The sequence below is a fragment of the Nocardioides xinjiangensis genome, from assembly GCF_017916385.1.
Taxonomy (GTDB): domain Bacteria; phylum Actinomycetota; class Actinomycetes; order Propionibacteriales; family Nocardioidaceae; genus Nocardioides; species Nocardioides xinjiangensis.
In genome coordinates this window covers 1,271,768-1,289,411 of record NZ_JAFMSW010000001.1, presented here as the reverse complement: position 1 = coordinate 1,289,411, position 17,644 = coordinate 1,271,768, and the positions used below count along the sequence as shown (strand labels likewise).

At 73.5% G+C, this 17,644-nt stretch carries 16 protein-coding genes; 2 read left to right on the top strand and 14 right to left on the bottom strand.

The features are described 5' to 3' along the window. Positions 1-2: 2 nt before the first annotated feature. Positions 3-1,085: a hypothetical protein gene (locus J3P32_RS06085; protein WP_210438922.1), complete on the bottom strand. Its 1,083-nt coding sequence runs from the start codon at positions 1,083-1,085 to the stop codon at positions 3-5. Positions 1,086-1,108: 23 nt separating this feature from the next. Here J3P32_RS06085 and J3P32_RS06080 point away from each other — a divergent pair, with 23 nt between their 5' ends. Beyond that, a complete protein-coding gene (locus J3P32_RS06080) occupies positions 1,109-1,519 on the top strand; it encodes a VanZ family protein (RefSeq protein WP_210438921.1) in 411 nt (136 codons plus the stop codon). Here the strand turns inward: J3P32_RS06080 and J3P32_RS06075 are convergent. Continuing rightward, positions 1,494-1,778, bottom strand: a complete 285-nt coding sequence (locus tag J3P32_RS06075; protein ID WP_210438920.1) for a PqqD family peptide modification chaperone — start codon at positions 1,776-1,778, stop codon at positions 1,494-1,496. The genes J3P32_RS06080 and J3P32_RS06075 overlap by 26 nt on opposite strands. Continuing rightward, positions 1,775-2,632: a nucleotidyltransferase family protein gene (locus tag J3P32_RS06070; protein WP_210438919.1), complete on the bottom strand. Its 858-nt coding sequence runs from the start codon at positions 2,630-2,632 to the stop codon at positions 1,775-1,777. Before J3P32_RS06070 ends, J3P32_RS06075 begins: the two co-directional genes overlap by 4 nt. Before the next feature lie 72 nt (positions 2,633-2,704). Between J3P32_RS06070 and J3P32_RS06065 the strand changes: the two genes are divergently transcribed. Beyond that, on the top strand, positions 2,705-4,153 hold the full coding sequence (locus tag J3P32_RS06065) for a polysaccharide biosynthesis tyrosine autokinase (RefSeq protein ID WP_210438918.1): 1,449 nt from the start codon (positions 2,705-2,707) through the stop codon (positions 4,151-4,153). Between the two features lie 12 nt (positions 4,154-4,165). Here J3P32_RS06065 and J3P32_RS06060 read toward each other — a convergent pair whose 3' ends face one another. The 11 genes from J3P32_RS06060 to J3P32_RS06010 form a co-directional block, all read right to left on the bottom strand. Next, entirely contained in the window at positions 4,166-5,578 is a 1,413-nt protein-coding gene (locus J3P32_RS06060) for a sugar transferase (RefSeq protein ID WP_210438917.1), read from the bottom strand. Between the two features lies 1 nt (position 5,579). Beyond that, positions 5,580-6,701 carry a glycosyltransferase gene (locus tag J3P32_RS06055; protein WP_210438916.1) on the bottom strand — a complete coding sequence of 374 codons (1,122 nt, stop codon included), beginning with the start codon at positions 6,699-6,701 and terminating at the stop codon, positions 5,580-5,582. Further along, complete coding sequence (locus J3P32_RS06050; RefSeq protein WP_210438915.1) at positions 6,698-7,720, bottom strand: glycosyltransferase family 4 protein; 1,023 nt, start codon at positions 7,718-7,720, stop codon at positions 6,698-6,700. Before J3P32_RS06050 ends, J3P32_RS06055 begins: the two co-directional genes overlap by 4 nt. Continuing rightward, a complete protein-coding gene (locus tag J3P32_RS06045) occupies positions 7,713-8,867 on the bottom strand; it encodes a hypothetical protein (protein WP_210438914.1) in 1,155 nt (384 codons plus the stop codon). The genes J3P32_RS06050 and J3P32_RS06045 overlap by 8 nt, the downstream gene beginning before the upstream one ends. Then, on the bottom strand, positions 8,864-9,925 hold the full coding sequence (locus tag J3P32_RS06040) for a glycosyltransferase family 4 protein (RefSeq protein ID WP_210502965.1): 1,062 nt from the start codon (positions 9,923-9,925) through the stop codon (positions 8,864-8,866). The genes J3P32_RS06045 and J3P32_RS06040 overlap by 4 nt, the downstream gene beginning before the upstream one ends. Further along, the gene (locus J3P32_RS06035) at positions 9,916-12,189 is read right to left on the bottom strand and encodes an N-acetylneuraminate synthase family protein (RefSeq protein ID WP_210438913.1); all 2,274 of its coding nucleotides are present in this window, start codon (positions 12,187-12,189) and stop codon (positions 9,916-9,918) included. Before J3P32_RS06035 ends, J3P32_RS06040 begins: the two co-directional genes overlap by 10 nt. Positions 12,190-12,252: 63 nt before the next feature. Beyond that, positions 12,253-13,083: an FkbM family methyltransferase gene (locus J3P32_RS06030; RefSeq protein WP_210438912.1), complete on the bottom strand. Its 831-nt coding sequence runs from the start codon at positions 13,081-13,083 to the stop codon at positions 12,253-12,255. After that, positions 13,080-13,769, bottom strand: coding sequence for an acylneuraminate cytidylyltransferase family protein (locus J3P32_RS06025; protein WP_210438911.1), 690 nt, complete (start codon positions 13,767-13,769; stop codon positions 13,080-13,082). Before J3P32_RS06025 ends, J3P32_RS06030 begins: the two co-directional genes overlap by 4 nt. Beyond that, a complete protein-coding gene (locus J3P32_RS06020) occupies positions 13,766-14,785 on the bottom strand; it encodes a hypothetical protein (RefSeq protein WP_210438910.1) in 1,020 nt (339 codons plus the stop codon). The genes J3P32_RS06025 and J3P32_RS06020 overlap by 4 nt, the downstream gene beginning before the upstream one ends. Then, positions 14,776-15,780 (bottom strand): CgeB family protein, encoded by a 1,005-nt coding sequence (locus tag J3P32_RS18405; RefSeq protein WP_210438909.1) that lies wholly within the window; start codon positions 15,778-15,780, stop codon positions 14,776-14,778. Before J3P32_RS18405 ends, J3P32_RS06020 begins: the two co-directional genes overlap by 10 nt. Beyond that, the gene (locus tag J3P32_RS06010) at positions 15,777-17,618 is read right to left on the bottom strand and encodes an ABC transporter ATP-binding protein (RefSeq protein WP_210438908.1); all 1,842 of its coding nucleotides are present in this window, start codon (positions 17,616-17,618) and stop codon (positions 15,777-15,779) included. The genes J3P32_RS18405 and J3P32_RS06010 overlap by 4 nt, the downstream gene beginning before the upstream one ends. Between the last annotated feature and the right edge of the window lie 26 nt (positions 17,619-17,644).

Below are 17,644 nucleotides of genomic sequence, written 5' to 3'. Positions count from 1 at the left end.
GTTCAGCCGGCCGCGTCGGGCGCGTGGAGCAGCCCCTCCTGCGCCAGCAGCTCGAGGGCGCCGGTGACGAGCCCGACGGCGTCCGGGTGGTCGCCCCAGAGCTCGCGCACCTCGGCGAGGAGGTCGTCGGTGGTCCGCGGGACCTCGAGGGCGAGCCACAGCACGACGCCGAGGCCGGCGAGCACGTGCACGCGGTCGCCGACCATCACCACCAGCTCGTCGTCGTACTCCACGGCGTCGCGCCACGAGGCCCGCACCCAGGCATGGGGTGCGGGGTCGTCGCCGGCGGGGTCGTCGGTCCGGCGCCCGGGGTGGTGCAGTCGGGGGAGCGGCGGCTGCCCCTCGACGTCGAGGAGGCCGACGAGGTCGTCGACCCAGTGCTCGAGCTCGCGGTAGCGCAGCCCCCAGGCGCCGCCGCACGCGTCGAGCATGTCGGCCAGGCGCCGGACGGGGTCCTCGAGCCGCGGCAGCGACGACGTCTGCGACACGATCTCCGCGATCGCCCGGGCCGGCGCGAGGGGCACCAGGCCGGAGTCGTCCTCCCCGCGGTGCAGCAGCACGATCCGGTGGAGGTACGACGTCGCCGGCGCGCGCAGGAGGCCGAGGTCGTCGGGTGAGAGCGACTGCTTGACCCGGGGGGCGTCGGCGTCGGTGATGACGGACAGCGGCTTGGGGTGCGGGTGGACGAGGAGGCCCTCGTCGACCGACGTGGTCTCGTCGGAGAGGTAGCCCAGGCGGCGAGCGAGGTGGTGGACCGCGGTCGTCTTCCCCGAGCCGGACGCACCGACCACCGCGAGCGCCCGGCCCTCGTCGTCGGCGACGGCGCCGGCGTGCAGGTTCACGCGCGACCCGGCCGTGGCGTCGAGGGCGGCGAGGGTCACCCGTGAGGTGAGGGCGTAGTCGAGGGCGACCGGGTCGTGCCCGTCGAGGTGCTCGAGGTCCACGACGGTGGCCGGATCCCGGTCGGTGAGGGCGCGGCTCCACTGCCGCCGCAGCCGGTCGGCGGCCGCGCCGGTGACCGGGATGCCGATCGGCACGCCGAGGGCCTCGACGACCACCTCGGGCGACGTCCCCTCTCGGCTCACGCGGGTCACTCTAGGGTGGCCGCGTGGACTGGCTGCGCGGACGTCGGTTCCTGGTCGGCCTCGCGGCGGTCTACCTCGTCGGTCTCGCGGTGCTGGTCGCGGGCCCGTGGGGTTGGGCGCTCAACCGCCTCACCGTCGCGTGCTACGTCCGGTTCCGCCACGACTGGCCGATCGCCCCCGCGTGGGTGGTCCCCGAGCACTACGGCGTGCTGCTCAACGTGGTGCTGTTCGTGCCGTTGGGCGCGCTGTTCCTGCTGCTCACGCGGCGGCCGTGGTGGCAGGCGGCGCTGGCCGCCGCGGCCGGGTCGACCGCGATCGAGCTCGTCCAGGGGCTGTGGCTGGCGCGCGAGGGGACGTGGCAGGACGTGGCTGCCAACACGCTGGGCGCGGCGCTCGGGGCGCTGCTGGTCAGTCCTCGCGCACGACGCCGATGACGACCAGCTGGTCGACCAGGGTCTCCACGTCGTCGCGGATGTCCTCGGCCCCGGCGCCCGCCATCGCGGCGGCCGCCGCGACCACGTCCTCCATCGTGCCTCCCTCCGCGAGGGCGAGCCACACCACGCACCCGGACCCCTCCAGCAGGATCGGCGGCCCCTTCGGCACGCGGGTGAGGTACGCCGTCGGCGCGTCACCCCCGTCGAGGCCCTCCTCGCTCACCCACGCGACGTCGTCGGCGATCCGGTAGCGCGTCACGACCGCCCGATCCGGTCGGAGAGCTCCGCCACCGCCTTCTTCACGCGGAGCCGCTGGCGCGCCCGCACGTCCTCGCGCGTGGGCGGACGTCCCAGCTCCATCCGGAGGTGGTCGCGGTTGACCCGCATCGCGGCCGTCAGCAGGGCGACCTTGGCGCGCACGGTCGGTGCCGCCGCGAACCGGGCACGCCACTCGTCGAACCGGCTGCCGCCCTCGGTGAAGTGACGCCAGAGGGCGTACGTCGGTGCCCCGCGGTGCCGGTCGAGCTCGCCGATGCCGGCGGCGAGGGCGACCTCGGCACGCAGCTCGGCGGCGAGGCGGCGCACGTCGTCCCGCTCGGCCGGCTCGGCGCCCAGCCATGCGTGGTCGACGTCCGTCGTGCCCTCGGAGCGGGCGGAGTGCAGGACGAGGATGAGCCGCTGGGCGGTGCGATCGGGCACCGGGCAGTCCCAGTGCGCGATCTGGCGCTGGACGCTGGTCCGAGCCAGCACGTCGAAGGCGGCCTCGGCGTCCAGCATGACGCCCGGCCAGCTCGTGTGCACGTCGACCCAGCCCCAGTCGTCGTGCCACCAGTTGGCGGCGTGGGCGAACACCGACCCGGTCGAGAAGTCGGTGCGCTGCTCGAAGCCGACGGACTCGAGCGCCGCGACCAGGCGCGGCAGGTGGCTGGGCCGCACCAGGACGTCGACGTCGCTGGACTGCCGGCCCTCGGGGCGCAGCCCGGGCAGGACCGCCGGGCCCTTGAGGTGCAGCAGGTCGATCGAGCGGTCGTCGGCGAGCTTCTGCACGACGGCGTGAGCGAGGTGGACCCGCGCGGCGATGGGCGCCGACCGGCCCTCGCCCTCATCGCTCATGCCCCCATGGTGCCAGCCGGCGTCTCGCCGTTTCGGGTGGTCGGCCCGGTCGCGCGCCCTAGACTCGCGCGCATGACGTTCGGGGACTTCGTACGCCTCACCCGGGCCTACGTCTGGGTGCTGATCGGCTGCACCGTCCTCGGCGCGCTCCTCATGGTCGCCAAGACGACGCGCGAGCCGGTGCTCTACGCGGCGACGTCGTCGGGCCTGGTCCGGGTCGGGCAGGCCACGACCGCGGGCGAGGAGCAGGGCAACAACCAGCTCGCCGAGGACAAGGCCGTGCTCTACGCGTTCCTGGTCTCCACGGCGCCCGTGGCCGAGCAGGTCGTCGACGACCTCGGCCTCGAGGTCCCGCCCGAGGCGATCGCCGGCCGGTTCTCCGCGTCCGTCGACGCCTCGGTCAACGCGCTCACCGTGACCGCGACGGGCACCACGCCGGAGGAGGCGCGCGACCTGGCCAACGCCGTCGTGGACGCCGTGGTGGTCGTGGCGCAGGAGATCGAGACCGGCGAGGCGCCCCGAGGAGAGCCCCTGACCCGGATCGTCCCGCTCCAGCCGGCACAGCTGCCCGGCGCCCCGTTCACGCCCGACTACCGCCGCGCGGCGGTGGAGGGCGCCGCCGGCGGGCTCGTCCTGGCGTACGCCGTCCTCATCGCGCGGCGACTCGTCGACCGGCGCATCCGCTCGGCCAAGCACGTCGAGGAGGCCACCGGTGCCGCCGTGCTGGGCATCATCCCCAAGGAGGACGCGCTCGGCCGCGCCCACCGCGGCGTGCGCGGCGACCTGGGCCGGGCGGCCGAGGCGTTCCGGCAGCTGCGCACGAACCTGCGCTTCGTCGACGTCGACAACGAGCCGCGGCGCATCGTGGTCACCTCGGCGCTGGCCGGGGAGGGCAAGTCGACCGTGTCGGCCAACATCGCCCGGCTCGTGGCGCAGGCCGGCACGCCCGTGCTGCTCGTCGACGCCGACCTGCGCCGCCCGACCATCGCGACGACCTTCGAGGTCGACGGCGCCGTCGGCCTCACCCAGGCGCTCGCCGGCGACGTCGACGTCCGCGACGTCATCGTCGAGAGCGGGACGCCCAACCTGAGCCTGCTGCCCGCCGGCCGCATCCCGCCCAACCCCAGCGAGCTGCTCGGCTCGCTGCGGATGAAGCAGTTCGTCGACGACCTCTCGCACGACCACCTCGTGATCCTCGACGCCCCGCCGCTGCTCCCGGTGACCGACGCGGGCCTGCTGTCGGCGTTCTGCGACGGCGCGCTGCTCGTGCAGGCGGCGGGGAAGACCCACATCGAGCAGAGCCAGCACTGCCGCCGCATCCTCGACCAGGTCGGCAGCCGGCTGCTCGGCGTCGTGCTCAACAAGGCGCCGGTCAAGGGCGCCTCCGCCATCGCCTACGGCGGCGGCTACGACGGCTACGGGGGCTACGGCGGCTACAAGGCCGAGTACGCCTCGCTCGAGGCCTACTCCACCGCGGGCAAGGGGCGCCGTCGCAGGGAGGCGAAGGCCGCCCGGTCCTGACCGAGCGGCGGTTCAGTACGCGCCGCGGCTGGCGAGCACGGCGGTGACCGTGCGGGCCAGGATCAGCAGGTCCTGCACCATCGACCAGTTGTCGACGTAGTAGAGGTCGAGCCGCACGGTGTCCTCCCAGGACAGGTCCGACCGGCCCGAGACCTGCCAGAGACCGGTCATGCCCGGCATCACGTTGAGGCGGCGGAGCATGTCGTCCTCGTACTGCTCGACCTCCGACGGCAGCGGGGGACGCGGCCCGACCAGGCTCATCTCGCCGCGGAGCACGTTCCACAGCTGCGGCAGCTCGTCGAGGGAGTAGCGCCGGATGAACCGCCCCGGCCGGGTGACGCGGGGGTCCCGGGTGCTCTTGAGCAGCACGTGGTCGCGGGCCTCGACCTCGGCGATGCGCTCCTCGGCGTCGACCGACATCGACCGCAGCTTCAGGCAGGTGAAGTGGGCTCCCTCGCGGCCCACGCGCGTCTGGCGGAACAGCGCGGGCCCGCCGTCGTGCCCCCTGATCCACACCATGAGCGCCAGCAGCAGCGGCCACACCACAGCGAGGACGAGCAGCGCTCCGACGACGTCGAAGGCGCGCTTGGCGTCGTTGGTGGCCAGCTGCGACCGCGACCGGCCGAGGTGCATCAGCGGCAGGCCGGCGACCGGGCGGATGCGCACCCGCTCGCTCGACACGTCGGTGACGTTGGGGGCGACGATGATCTGCACGTCGGCGTGGTCCTCGAGGTCCCACGCGAGGCGGCGCAGGGCGGTGGACGAGCTGACCGCGCCGGCGGTGAAGAAGACGATGTCGGGGGAGACGTCGTCGACGACCTGCCGCACCTCGCCCGTGAGGCCCAGCACCGGCACCCCGGCCGAGGTCACCTCGAGCCCGGCGTACTCGGGCGGCACCAGGCACCCCATCACCTCGTAGCCCAGCCACGCCTCGCGGGCCAGCACTGTGTGGATCTCGCCGATGTAGCCCGGCGTGCCGACGAGCAGCACCCGCTCGGTGAAGTGTCCGGCGCTTCGGAGGCGCTGGAGGGTGCGCCGCATGGCCAGGCGGCCGACGAGGAGCAGCAGGACCCCGATGGGGAAGTAGAGGAGGAAGAAGCCGCGGGAGAGCGGGTACTGCATGAGGTAGGCCATGGTCGCCACGAGGGCGGCGGTGAAGAACGAGGCGTTGACGACGAGCTTGAACTCCTCGGTGCCGGCTCCGAAGACGTGGCGCTCGTAGGTGCCGAAGAACCCCAGCAGCACCAGCCACGTGGCGACGAAGAACACGCTGGCGAGGGCGGTGTTCTCGAGGAGGTCGGTGGCGGTGTCGAAGATCGAGAGCGTCAGCCGGAACCGGATGGCGAGCACGGTCGCGACGGCCAGCATCAGCAGGTCGACGGCGCCGACGAGCCACGGGAGGAGGCGGATGCCTTCGGGCCGCACGTCAGGCTCGCCTCCCTTCCTCTGACGCGATCTGTCGGATCCGAGCGATGAAGCGGGCCTCGCCGAACTCCTCGGCCCGGGCTCGCAGTCTTGCAGGGTCCCAGTCGTGGCGATCCGACACCGCCAGGGCCGCGGCGACCTGGTCGGGGTCCGGCTGGTCGAAGAACACCCCGGTCTCGCCCTCGAGCACCGTCTCGATGAACCCGCCCCCGCGCAGGGCGACGGCCGGCACCCCGAAGGCGGCGGCCTCCAGCGGCGCGAGGCCGAAGTCCTCGTGGCTGGCAGCGACGAGCACTCCCGCGCCGGCGTACACCGATCGCAGCTGTGCGTCGCTCAACCCGCCGAGCAGGCGCACGTTGTCGGGCAGCGTCGCACGCAGCCGTCCCTCCTCCGGTCCACGACCGACGACCACCAGCCGGCGGCCGGTGCCGCGCACGGCCTCGATGACGGCGTCGACGTTCTTGTAGGGCAGCAGCCGGGAGACGACGAGGGCGTAGCCGGGGTCCCAGTCCGTGAGCTCGGGCACGGGCTCGCGGGGTGCGGAGGCGTCCATGCCGTGCGGGGGCGGCAGCAGCTCGGCGTCGCGTCCGTACGTCGCGCGGATCCGCTGCTGCACGACGAGGCTGTTGGCGAGGTAGACGTCGACGCGGTCGGCGCGGGTGCGGTCCCACCGCCGGAGGAACGGCCGCATCGCCATCAGGGGCGGCCCGATCGGTGAGCGCCACGGGGCACCGCCGAGGTACTCGTCGGTCTGGTAGAGCCACCGGGCGGGGTTGTGGCAGTAGACGACCGTGCGACCGTCGGTGTCGAAGCCGTGGGCCCAGCCGCTGCTGGAGGCGACGACGACGTCGGCGTCGATCCGCATCCGCGAGGCGGCCGGTGCGAGCACCGGGAGCGCCAGCCGGTGGTCGCGACGCAGCGCCCTGACCCGGTTGATGGGCGAGGTCCGCAGGTCGGCCGCGGCGAACTCCGGGTAGGTGCCCTCCGGGTCGTAGAGGGTGGTGTGCAGCGGAGCGCCGGGGAAGGCCCGCAGCATCGTCAGCACGACCCGCTCGGCGCCGCCGCGCTGGGTGAGGTAGTCGTGGGCGATCGCGACGGGCGGCGACGTCGTGCCGGCGCTCATCCCACCCCCAGGTCGTCGAGGAGCCGCTGCACCCGGAGCCGGCCGGCGCGCGGGGAGTAGTGCTCCGCCCAACGGCTGCGCGCGCGATCGGTCACGGCACGCACCTCGGACGGGGTGGCCGCCAGGGCGTCGCCGACGACCCGCGCGAGGTCCGCGGCGTCGCCCGCCCGGGCCACCCACGGGTGGTCGGGCCCCGCCACCTCGGGCAGCGCCCCGGCGTCGGAGACGACGAAGGGGACGCCGGCCGCCATCGCCTCGGCGACAACGAGGCCGAAGGGCTCGGCCCAGACGCTGGGGAAGGCGACGACCGTGGCACGGGCGAACAGCTCGCCCGGCGCGATGTGGCCCAACCGTACGACGCGCGACCCGAGGGCGGACAGCGCCCGCTCGACGACCCGCACGTCCGGCTCCGGCACGTACCGGGCGTCGCCGGCGACCACGAGGTCCCCGACGCCCGACAGCCGGCCGACGGCGTCGGCGAGCACGTCGACACCCTTGTCGGTCGAGAGGCGGCCGAGGTAGCCGACGTCCCGCGACCCGACGGCGGAGCGGTCGAGCAGCGGCAGGTCGGCCGTCCAGTTGGCGTGTGCGCGGCTGCCCGGGACACGGCGGGCCATGTCGGTCGACGGCACGAGGGTCACCAGAGCGCCGCGACGTGCGACCGCGGCGGCCGCGACCTGTCCGCGCCCGCGCGGATCCTGGTGCAGGTGCACGATGCGCCTGCGGTGGCCGGCGGTCGCGACCGCCGGCACGAGCCCGTGGCACCACACCACCCCGTCGCGCTCCGCCCGGTCCCACGCCCGCAGCCGACGGAGGTAGTCGCGCCGGTCGTCGGCGCGGATCGCCACCACCTCGGCGCCGGCCGCCGCGGCCGCGTCGAGCACTTCCGTGGGCCGGTCCGCCGAGACGACCGTCACCGCGTGCCCGAGGTCGAGCAGCGCCTCGGCGTGGCGCAGCAGCACCTGCTCGCCGCCGCCCAGGTCCGGGTTGTTGGCCGCGAGGTGGATCCGCTCACCCATCGGAGGACGCCTCCGGCGGGCAGCGGAGCGCGTGCCCGAGCGCGGAGCCGACCGCGATCGCCATCGGGGTGTCGAGCAGCACCTCGCCGAGGGTGATGGCCATGACGGCGGTGCCGATGATCGCCGCCTGTGCCCCGGCCGCGGCCAGGTCGCCGGCCCGCGACCGCCGCGACAGCCGCAGGAACGCGACGACCATGAGGCCCAGGACGAGCAGCAGCGCGAGCCACCCGCCCTCCTGCCGGACGGCGAGGTAGCTGTTGTGGAAGAAGAACTCGAGGTCGCGGATGTCGACCTTCGCCGTGCCGGGCCCGTTGCCGTACCAGGGCGCACCCGCCAGCTCGACCTTCTCCTGGGCCACGATCCGCTCGCGGAGTGCGTCGCTGCCGGAGCGGTCCGAGAACGGCCCGAAGGTCGTCAGGCTCCGGGGGACGTTGTCCACGATCCAGACGAGCCCGGCCGCCATGATCGCTCCGCCTGCCGGCCCGAGCCGGCGGCCGAGCAGCACCCAGACGACCGCGAAGGCGCCGGCGAGGAGACCGGTCCGTGAGTAGGTCAGCACGAGCCCCGCGACCACGGGCACGGCGACGGCGAGGCGGACCTGCCACCGGTCGTCGCAGAAGAAGACCGCCAGCACGCCCAGCACGGCGATGAAGAAGGCGCCGGCGTTGGGGTCGCCGAGGTACCCGGTGAGGCGACCCGGGTAGGAGTCGCCGCCGATGCCGACGAGGGCCAGCCCGATCACCGCGACCAGGCTCGCCGCCAGCCCCGCGCCGGCTGAGCGCAGCGAGATCCGCCCCGTGCCGAAGGCCCAGACGAGCCCGCAGCAGACCGCGACGTGTCCCACCCGCCGGATCCAGTCGACGTCGTTGGCGAGGCCCGACCAGGTCAGCAGCGCGAGGAGGCCGCCGAGGGGCACGACCACCGTCCCGGGCAGCCGGGCTCCGCCGCGCGCCGGCCGGAGCAGGCAGAGGCCGACGAGCGCCGCCATGGCCAGCTCGTTGAGCGGGAGGCCGGCGACCTCGACCACCCGCAGCGGCACCATCGCCATGAGCAGGAAGTCGGTGGCGCGGACCTGGCGGTCCGCGTCGTCGGCGCGCTGCACCGACGTGTCGGGCAGGTCCCACGGTGAGACGACCCGCCCCCTCACGCGGGCACCCCGAGGGCGTCGTACGTCGCGGCGACCCGCTGGCACATGTCGTCGACCGTCGGCCAGTCGCGCAGCGTCGGGCGGGCGGCGGGGTCGAGTCCCTGGGTCGCGAGGGCGGTGGCCACGGCGGACGCGTCCGCGGCGTCGACGAGGGAGGCGGGTGGCAGGATCTCCGGGTTGCCGCCGACGTCGCTGGCGACGACGCCGAGACGCCGCGCCGCCGCGTCGAGCAGCGCGTAGGAGCAGTTCTCCCACACCGACAGCATCGCCAGGACGTCGTGCTCGGCCATCGCGTCCTCGGGGTCGAGGAAGCCGGGCAGCGACACGGCGTCCACCAGGTCGAGGCGCTCGACCCGGGCGCGGAGCGCCGCCTCCTCCGGTCCCGTGCCGGCCAAGGTCAACCGGGCGTCGGGATGCCGCCGACGCAGCTCGGCGAAGCCATCGAGCAGGGCCGGCAGCCGCTTCTCCGGCGCGAGCCGGGCGAGGCTGAGGACGCGGAGCCCCGGCTCGCGCCTCGGCACGCGGGCCGGCACGTCGACGCCGTTGGGGATGACCTCGACCGCACGGCCGGCGTGCCACTTCTCGCGCATGACGCCGGCCGTCGCCTGGCTCACCGCGATCACGGCGTCGAAGCGCCGCAGCCGTGCCGTGTGGACGGCTCCCATCACGCGCGCCTTGGCGGCCGAGCGGTGGTAGACGACGTCGTCCCGGGCGATCCCGTGCTCGGTGGTCACCAGCCGGGCGGCGCCGCCGACGGCCAGCGCGGCGACCACGTCGGCGTACGACAGGTGGCTGTGCACGACGGCCGGCCGCAGGGTGCGGACGGCGTGGTGCAGGGAGGACACCGACGGGCGGGTCCCGTGGTCCGGGCCGAACGGCGCCTCGACGACCGCCGCACCCAGCTCGCGCAGCCGCGCCGGCAACGCGCCGGGGGGCGTGAGCACGACGAGGCGCCAGCCGGGGATGCCGTGGCGGGCGACGTCAAGGACGTGCCGCGCCACTCCCGCCAGGTCGCTGACCGGCACCACCCAGAGCGCGGTGGGTGGGATCAGAACCATTGCTCCAACCGCTCGAGGGCGATCCAGAAGCCCTCGCCGTCGTTGACGTGTCCCTGCCAGATCTCGGGGATGAAGCTCACTCCCGGAGCCATGGCGTCGAGCTGCTGGGCCAGCACGGCCCAGTCGATCTCGCCGTCGCCGACCTGCACCCCCTCGCCGTCCACGCCCGTCGCGTCCACGAGGTGCAGGTGCTCGGTGTGCGGTGCGAGCAGGTCGGTGGCCTCGGCGAACGACATGCCGAGGTAGTTGGCCGACAGCTTGGAGTGCGAGACGTCGAAGCACAGGCGACGACCGTGGCGCTCGGCGAACTCGGCAGTGTCGCGGGGGTCGACGAAGAGGTTGCAGTAGAGCTGTCCGCCCATGTACCAGGGGTAGGGCGGCAGCGTCTGCGCGCACAGCCGCACCCCCGAGTCGTCGACCCGGGCCAGCCCGGCGGCCACCCGGTCGTACATCGCAGCGCGCTGCTCCGGACGCACGAACGCGTCGCTGGTGAAGCCGCCGAGGCTGGCCACGACCACCGGTCCCTCCGCGTCGGCCCGCGCGTCCGCACCGCGGGTGAAGTGCTGCTGCATCTCGCGGGTGGTGTCGACGACCCGCTGGAGCTCGCGGATCGAGCGCTCCCAGTGGTCGTCGTCGGGCGAGGCGAGGTTGAGCAGGAAGTCGCCGGCGAACAGGTCGGGGGAGTGGGTCGTGAACCCCGTCGGCAGCCCGCCTGGGTACTTCGCGAACACGTCGGCGACCGGCAGGTCGAGGTCCTTGTAGGAGAAGTGGAACTCCAGGAAGTCCGGGGTGGTGTCCTTCGTCATCGCGTCGATGTCGTGGTATCGCACGGCGAGCCCCCACGGGCGCCGGAACGCGTATTCCCGGCCGCGGGGCACGGCGTCACCGAGGTCGGTGGCGTAGAAGAAGTCGCCGGCGTCGAGCGCGCGGGTGGTCGTGCGGCCGACGAGCTTGTCGTAGGCGTTGGGCTGCAGACCGCGGCCGGGGCTCTTGATGTCGATGTCGGCGTCGGTCAGGGTCTCGCCGACCTCGATGCGGCGCGCCGCGACGAGCGACTTGGCGAGGTTGACCCGGTTCATCATCTCGCCGGTGGAGACCGCGCGCGGGGCCGCGGTGCCGAGGGCCTCCTCGACCTCCCGCACCCGCTGCACCATCTCGGCGAACTCGCCCGGCAGCAGGCTGACCTTGTGGTCGTTGCCCTCGAGGTCGCGGTCGACGGTGACGTGCTTCTCGATGATCCGGGCGCCGAGCGCGACGGCCGCGAGCACGACGTGGAAGCCGCGCTCGTGGCCGGAGTAGCCGACCGGCGCCTGCGTGAGCTCCGCGAGCCGGGTGAGGTAGGCGAGGTTGACGTCCTTGAACGGCGCGGGGTAGGTCGACTGGCAGTGCAGGAACGCGTGCGCCACGCCGGTGCCGCGGACGAGGTCGACGGTCTCGCGGATCTCGCCCTCGGTGGACATGCCCGTCGAGATCACCATGGGGGTGCCGCTCGCCGCCATGTGGCGCAGCAGCGCGTGGTTGGTCATGTCGGCGGAGGCCACCTTCAGCGAGGGGACGCCGTAGTCGACGAGTCGGTCCACGCTGACCGGGTCCCAGGCCGTGCACATGACGTCGATGCCGACGTCGCGGCAGTGGTCGAACACCTCGAACAGCCCGTCGGCGCCGAGGTCGTACTTCGCGAGCAGGTCGAGGGTGTACTGCGGCCCGAGGTCCTCGCCACCCGAGCCGGAGCTGCCCTGGCGGTAGAGCGACTCCATGTCGCGCAGCTGGAACTTCACGACGTCCGCACCGGCCTCGACCGACAGGTCCACGAGCTTCCTGGCGAGCGAGACGTCGCCCTGGTGGTTGATCCCGATCTCGGAGACCATGAGGGCCGGGGCGTCGGGAGCCACGACGTGGCGGCCGATGCGCAGCTCGTCGGCCCGGTTGATCGCGATCGCGACGAGGTGTCCGCGCTCGTCGACGAGCGCCACGTGGTCGATGCCCGAGCCGAAGGCGTGGGAGATCTCGGCAGGGCTGCTGCCGACCGGCAGGCTCCGCGGTGTGGTGTTGGCGGCCTCGATGGCCGGGACGTCGACGGTGAGGCTGGCCGCGTTGCTGACCCAGCGGCGGAAGTCGCCGTCGGAGAGCACGCCGTCGAGGTGCCCGTGCGCGTCGACGAGGAAGATCACGCGCGCCTTGTTGGCGGTGATCTTCTCCAGGGCGCGCAGGACCGGGTCGCCCGAGTAGACGACGTACGGCGTGAGGTCACGCTCGATGATCACGGGCGCAACGCTAACCGCTCGCCGCAGCCCGGGTAGCCCGATGGCGACACCCGTGGGGACCGATCAGTCCTTCCACGCCCACAGGGTGCCGTGCCCCCAGTGGTTCAGCCTCTCGTGACCGACCCGGAAGCCGGCCGCCTCGAACAGCCGCTGTGCCGCGTCCCGGGCGGGAAGGGTCGGTGCCCCGGCCCGGTGGAACTCGATCACCCAGACGAGGTCGTCCAGCTCAGCGAGGCGGGGATCGGCCAGGATCGGCCACTCCCCGCCCTCGATGTCCATCTTCACGAAGTCGGCGTCTCGGAGGAACTCGTAGACGTCGACCGCCGGCACCGATCCCGCGAGGGCGTCCGGTCTCGACTCGACCTGCCGGCCGGCGCCGGAGCCCGACGAGAGGGCCGCGTGGCCGGGCCGCGTCATGGCGGCGGCCTCGACGAGCACGATCGGCTGGTCGGTCAGGCCGGCGCGGAAGACCGCCAGGTTGTCCGGGTCGGGCTCGATCGAGGTGATGCGGGCGTCGGGCCAGCGGCGGTGCGCCCAGTGGGCGAACATCCCGATGTTGCCGCCGATGTCGAGGATGCGACCGGGGCGCGCGAGGCGTGACCTGAGCGCGGCGGGGGGCTCGTACTCGCCGGCGGCCATGAGCTCGTGGAAGGCCTCGAGGTCACGTCGGTGCATCAGCGTGACAGTGCCACCGTCTCGCAGCGTCCACGAACGGACCCGACCGCGTGAGGTCAGCAGGTCGGCCACCGCGAAGCGGATCGGGGTCGTGGTCAGCAGTGCTGCCCTGAGGAACCGCAGGGCGAGCAGCGCGGCGACGGCCCGTCGCACCCGCGGTCGCAGCAGCACCCGGCGAAGCCCGGGCAGCGAGGCGATGCGCCGCAACGTGTTCATCATCGGTCGCGTCGCTCCAGCAACCTCGCTGCGAGCGCGACGTCGAGATCGGTGTCGATGTCCACGCCCTCGTCCTCGGCCATCACGAAGAGGCCGATGCGCCCGCCCAGCCGGTTGTCGTGCTGCTCGTAGACCTCGGTGCGGGTGAGGTAGAGGGAGCCGGTCTCCCGGTAGCGCCGGTTCTCGGCGGTGAGGTCCTGCCGGCGCGGGCGCGCCGCCACGTCGTACGCGGCCTGCGGGGGGTCGCCGGCCTGCCAGACGAACGGCGGCTGCTCGACGACGCCGACCATCGAGTCCACCCCGGTGGCGGCGAACTCGGCGAGGGCGCGGGCCAGCGTGTCGTCGTGCCGCACCGGCGACGTCGCCTGGAGCAGCATCACCGCGTCGGGACGACCGCGCTCCGCGGTGACCTGCTCGATCGCGTGCCGGACGACCGGCTCGGTCGGGGTGGTGTCCTGGCCGAGGTGGGCGGGCCGCAGCCACGGCACGCGCGCGCCGGCTTCGCGGGCGACGTGCGCGATCTCCTCGTCGTCGGTCGAGACCAGAACGTCCAGCTCCGGAACGGCGAGCGCCTGCTCGATCGTCCAGACGATCAGCGGCTTCCCGCCCACGTCGAGGAGGTTCTTGCGCGGCACGCCCTTCGAGCCGCCGCGGGCCGGGATGACGCAGAGGGTGTCGAGAGGATTCACGACGCGGCCGCCGTCACGATCTCGGCGATCCGCCGCGCCGGCTCGGTGGCCGGCCGGCTCGGTGCGGGCGTGGAGGTGGTCCCGAGGCGGTGCATGCCGTAACGTTCCCAGAACTCCACGAGCCACGCCGGAGGACGCGGGAAGTCGACCCACGCGTCGCGGCCCTGCGCGGCCGCCTCGAGGACGCCGGTGGAGAAGACGCTGACGACGGGGCCGTCGAGCCCGGCCAGCGGGGTGGATCCGTCGACCTCGATGCCCGAGCGCCGGTAGGCGCCGTGGACCAGTCGCGACAGGCGGTCCGTCTCCGAGGGGTGCGGCCGGTAGACGGCGTCGTGCGAGCGGCAGTGGGCGGCGGCTGCGGTCACGAGCCGGCCCCGCGACAGCTCCGCGGCGTGCATCTGCCCCAGGTAGGTGAGCCTGAGGCCGGTTCCGTCCGCCCGCCGGCCGGCGGCACCCCAGAGCAGCTGGCTGCCGACGGCCTCGTGCTCGACGTCGCTGCGACCCGAGCGCCAGAAGTCGGCGTCGACGTCGCTCCAGGCCAGCAGCCGCGCGCCCTGCGGCAGCGGCGGGGCGTGAGGGGTCAGGGCGCCGTGCTGCACCACCACCGAGGTGACGCCGAGGACGCTCGCCCAGTGCTGCGCGACCTCTCCGCGGGGAAGGTGGTGTCCGAGCGACAGGACGGCGGTGAGGCCGCGGAGCGCGACGGGCACGTCGGTCCCCACCTCCGCGCTCGACAGGGGTGTCCGCCCGGGAAGCTCGGGCGGCGGTCCCGGCGACAGCACGGCGACCGGCAGCTCGAGGTGGCGCAGCGGCTCGACCAGGGCGGCGTGGTTCGTGGGAGACGCGGAGTCGACGGCGACCAGCAGCCGCGGCTCGGTGTCGTACGTCGTCAGCACGAATCGCTCGACCTGCGGTCCGCCGGCGGGGCGGACGGCGTGACGCAGCCGGCGCAGGCGGTGCCGGGACTGCTGCCAGTCCCGCCAGGCCGCGAGGTCCCGGGGGTGGTTCAGCCCCATGCGGCCTCCAGCACGGGCACCCGGTGGTCGAAGGTGTGCTCGGCGAGCGTGCGGGCCCTCCCGCGCTCGGCGATCGTGCGGGCCCACGTGCGGTCGACCACGGCACGCCGGCACTGGTCGGCCAGCTCGTCGAGCCCGGAGAAGACCAGCACCTCCGTGCCGGGCTCGTAGAGCCGGTCGACGTCGGGGCGGTCGATGAGCTGCAGCGAGCCCGTGCCGGGCAGCTCGAAGGTGCGCATCGTGAAGCCGTCCTGGTCGGTGTGGGAGTTCAGGGCCGCGACAGCCCCGGCCGTCAGCCCGTAGGCCGTCGCGCGGTCCACCTCGCGCGCCGACGGGACACCGGGACGCCGCACCTGCCAGGTGCGGACCCGGTCGAACGGGTGGTGCGACCAGTCCCGGCCGTAGGCCCGCACGGGCACGCCTCGCTCGTGCAGGCCCTCGAGGAGGTGGGTGCGGTCGGGGTAGCGAGCGCCGATGAAGACGACCTCGTCGCTGGGAGCCGGCGTGAACGGCACGGTGTGGTCGAACGCGTCGAGCACGTGATGTGCCCGGAGGCCGCGGGAGCGGAGGTGCGACACGTCGTCGGGCGAGTACGAGACGACGGAGGGGCGGGAGGAGAGGACCTCGTCGTCGAAGCGCATGCGCGCGAGCTCGTCGTAGAGCCAGAGCAGCTGACGGGCCCCCGAGGCGTCGACAGCTTCCCAGTAGGCGGGGCCGAGGACGTCGCCCCTGACCGTGACGACGACGTCCGGCCGCTCGGCCCGTACGACATCGACCGCCCGCGCGGTGAGCAGCCGTCGCCGGGCGCGGTCCCCGGCGGGCGATCCGAGGCGGCTGGGGAGCTCATGGACGAGCTTCGTCCGGAGCTTGGCGCCGAGGGACGCGTTGAGGTCGTAGGAGTGGACGCGCACCTCGTGCCCGGCCCGACTCAGCGCGCTCGCGATCGAGTCGCCGTAGCCGTGGAAGGCGGGCGCGACGAGCAGGACGCGTGTCACCTGGCGGTCCCCGGGGACGTCGCGTCGAGGCCCGAGTCGAGCGACCCGAGCGCGACGAGGCGAGCGAAGGCCGGGCTCTTCTCCTTCAGCTCGTCGAACGTCCCGATGGCGCTGACCCGTCCACCCTCCAGGAACGCCACCTGGTCACAGTGCTTGACCGTGGAGAGCCGGTGCGCCACCAAGATGGTGGTGATGCGACCGTGCAGCTCGCGGATGGTGCGGCTGACCTCGTGCTCGGTCTCGTTGTCGAGAGCGGAGGTGGCCTCGTCCAGCACGAGCAGGTGGGGCGACCGGAAGAGGGCGCGCGCCAGGCCGACGCGTTGCCTCTGGCCGCCGGAGAGCCTGGTGCCGCGGTCCCCGACCTCGGTCTCCACGCCGTCGGGGAGCTCGCTGATGAGGTCGGCGAGCGAGGCCTGCTCGATCGCCGCGTGCAGGCGCGCGTCACCGGGGTCGTCCACCCCTGGGGTGAAGTACACGTTGTCCCTGATCGACCCCTCGAGCAGGTAGACGTCCTGCGGCACCATCGAGAGGCCGGCCTGCCAGGCCTTCAAGGCACCCCCGATGTCGACGGAGTCGGCAAGGATGACGCCGGCTGTGGGTCGCTGGAGGCCGAGGATGAGGTCCACCAGGGTCGACTTGCCCGATCCGCTCCTGCCGACCAGGGCCAGGGACGAGCCAGCAGGGATCGTGAGGTTGACGTCGACGAGGACGGGTGCGTCGGCATCCGGGTACTGGAACGTCAGGTCGCGGACCGTGAGCGCGTCGTTCAACGGCAGAGCCGCAGGGTGTGCGCCGGTGACCTCGACCAAGGTCCGGTGAGCCGCTCTGCTGTCCTCCTCCACCAGGTCGAGAGCCTCCTCGCCGGAACGCAGCAGGCTGAGGGAGGCGATGGAGCGGACGCAGCTGGGCAGGACGCGGAAGCCGGCTACCGCGAACAGGGCCAGCACGCCGAGGGCCTGGGTGCGGGACTCGAGCGCGAAGGACAACGCCGTCATGATGCCGATGGCGCCGATGAAGAGGATCTCCATCGCGTACTTGGGCAGCTCACTGATGAAGCCCATGGTGCGATGCTCCATGGCGGCCCTGAGCCTGGCGCCCTCGTAGCGCTGGACGAAGACCTCCTGGTCGTTGCGCAGCTGGATCTCCTTGATCCCGGACAGGGCCTGCAGCGCGTAGCGGAGGATCTCCAGGTTGGCCGTCATCAGCTCCTGCCCCGAGCGCCTCATGCGTTCGCGGACGAGGCGCTGCAGCAGGTAGGCGGCCAGGCCGAAGTAGATGGTGACGGCGAGCGTGGGGACGGGGGCCACGACGAGGAGGGTTGTCGCCATCGCGGCGATCGTCACCAGCTCGGTCGCCAAGGAGATGGCCGGGTTGAGGACGCGGTCGAACACCTGCGCCATGGCGTCGGACATGCGACGCAGGAGGTCGGCGGCGCCGCGCTGGACATGCAGCGAGTACGGGGCGTTGAGGTAGTAGCGCATCAACGCGCTGGAGGCCACAGCGCCTCGGCGCAGCACGAACCCGCTGGTCCACCACCTGATCGCCAGAGCCACCAGGCTCTTCGCGATGAACCCCCCGATGACGGCGCTGGAGAGGTAGATCGCGAGGCGGCTGTCGTCGGGGCTGCCGAGGAGCTCCCGGAGGCGCGGCAGGGCCCCGGCGGCGGTGTCGCCGGTGATGAGCTGCATGAGGGGCAGGACCAGGAGGAGCGCAAGCACCTCGCCCAGCGCGACGACCACTGATCCGGCTATCGCGAGGAAGAACCGACGCGTGGTGCTTGCGTCGAAGAGGGCGAGGGCTCGGCGCACCAGGTGGACTGATCCCGCGCTGGTCGACACGGTCTGCGAAGCACCGTCGCTCAGCG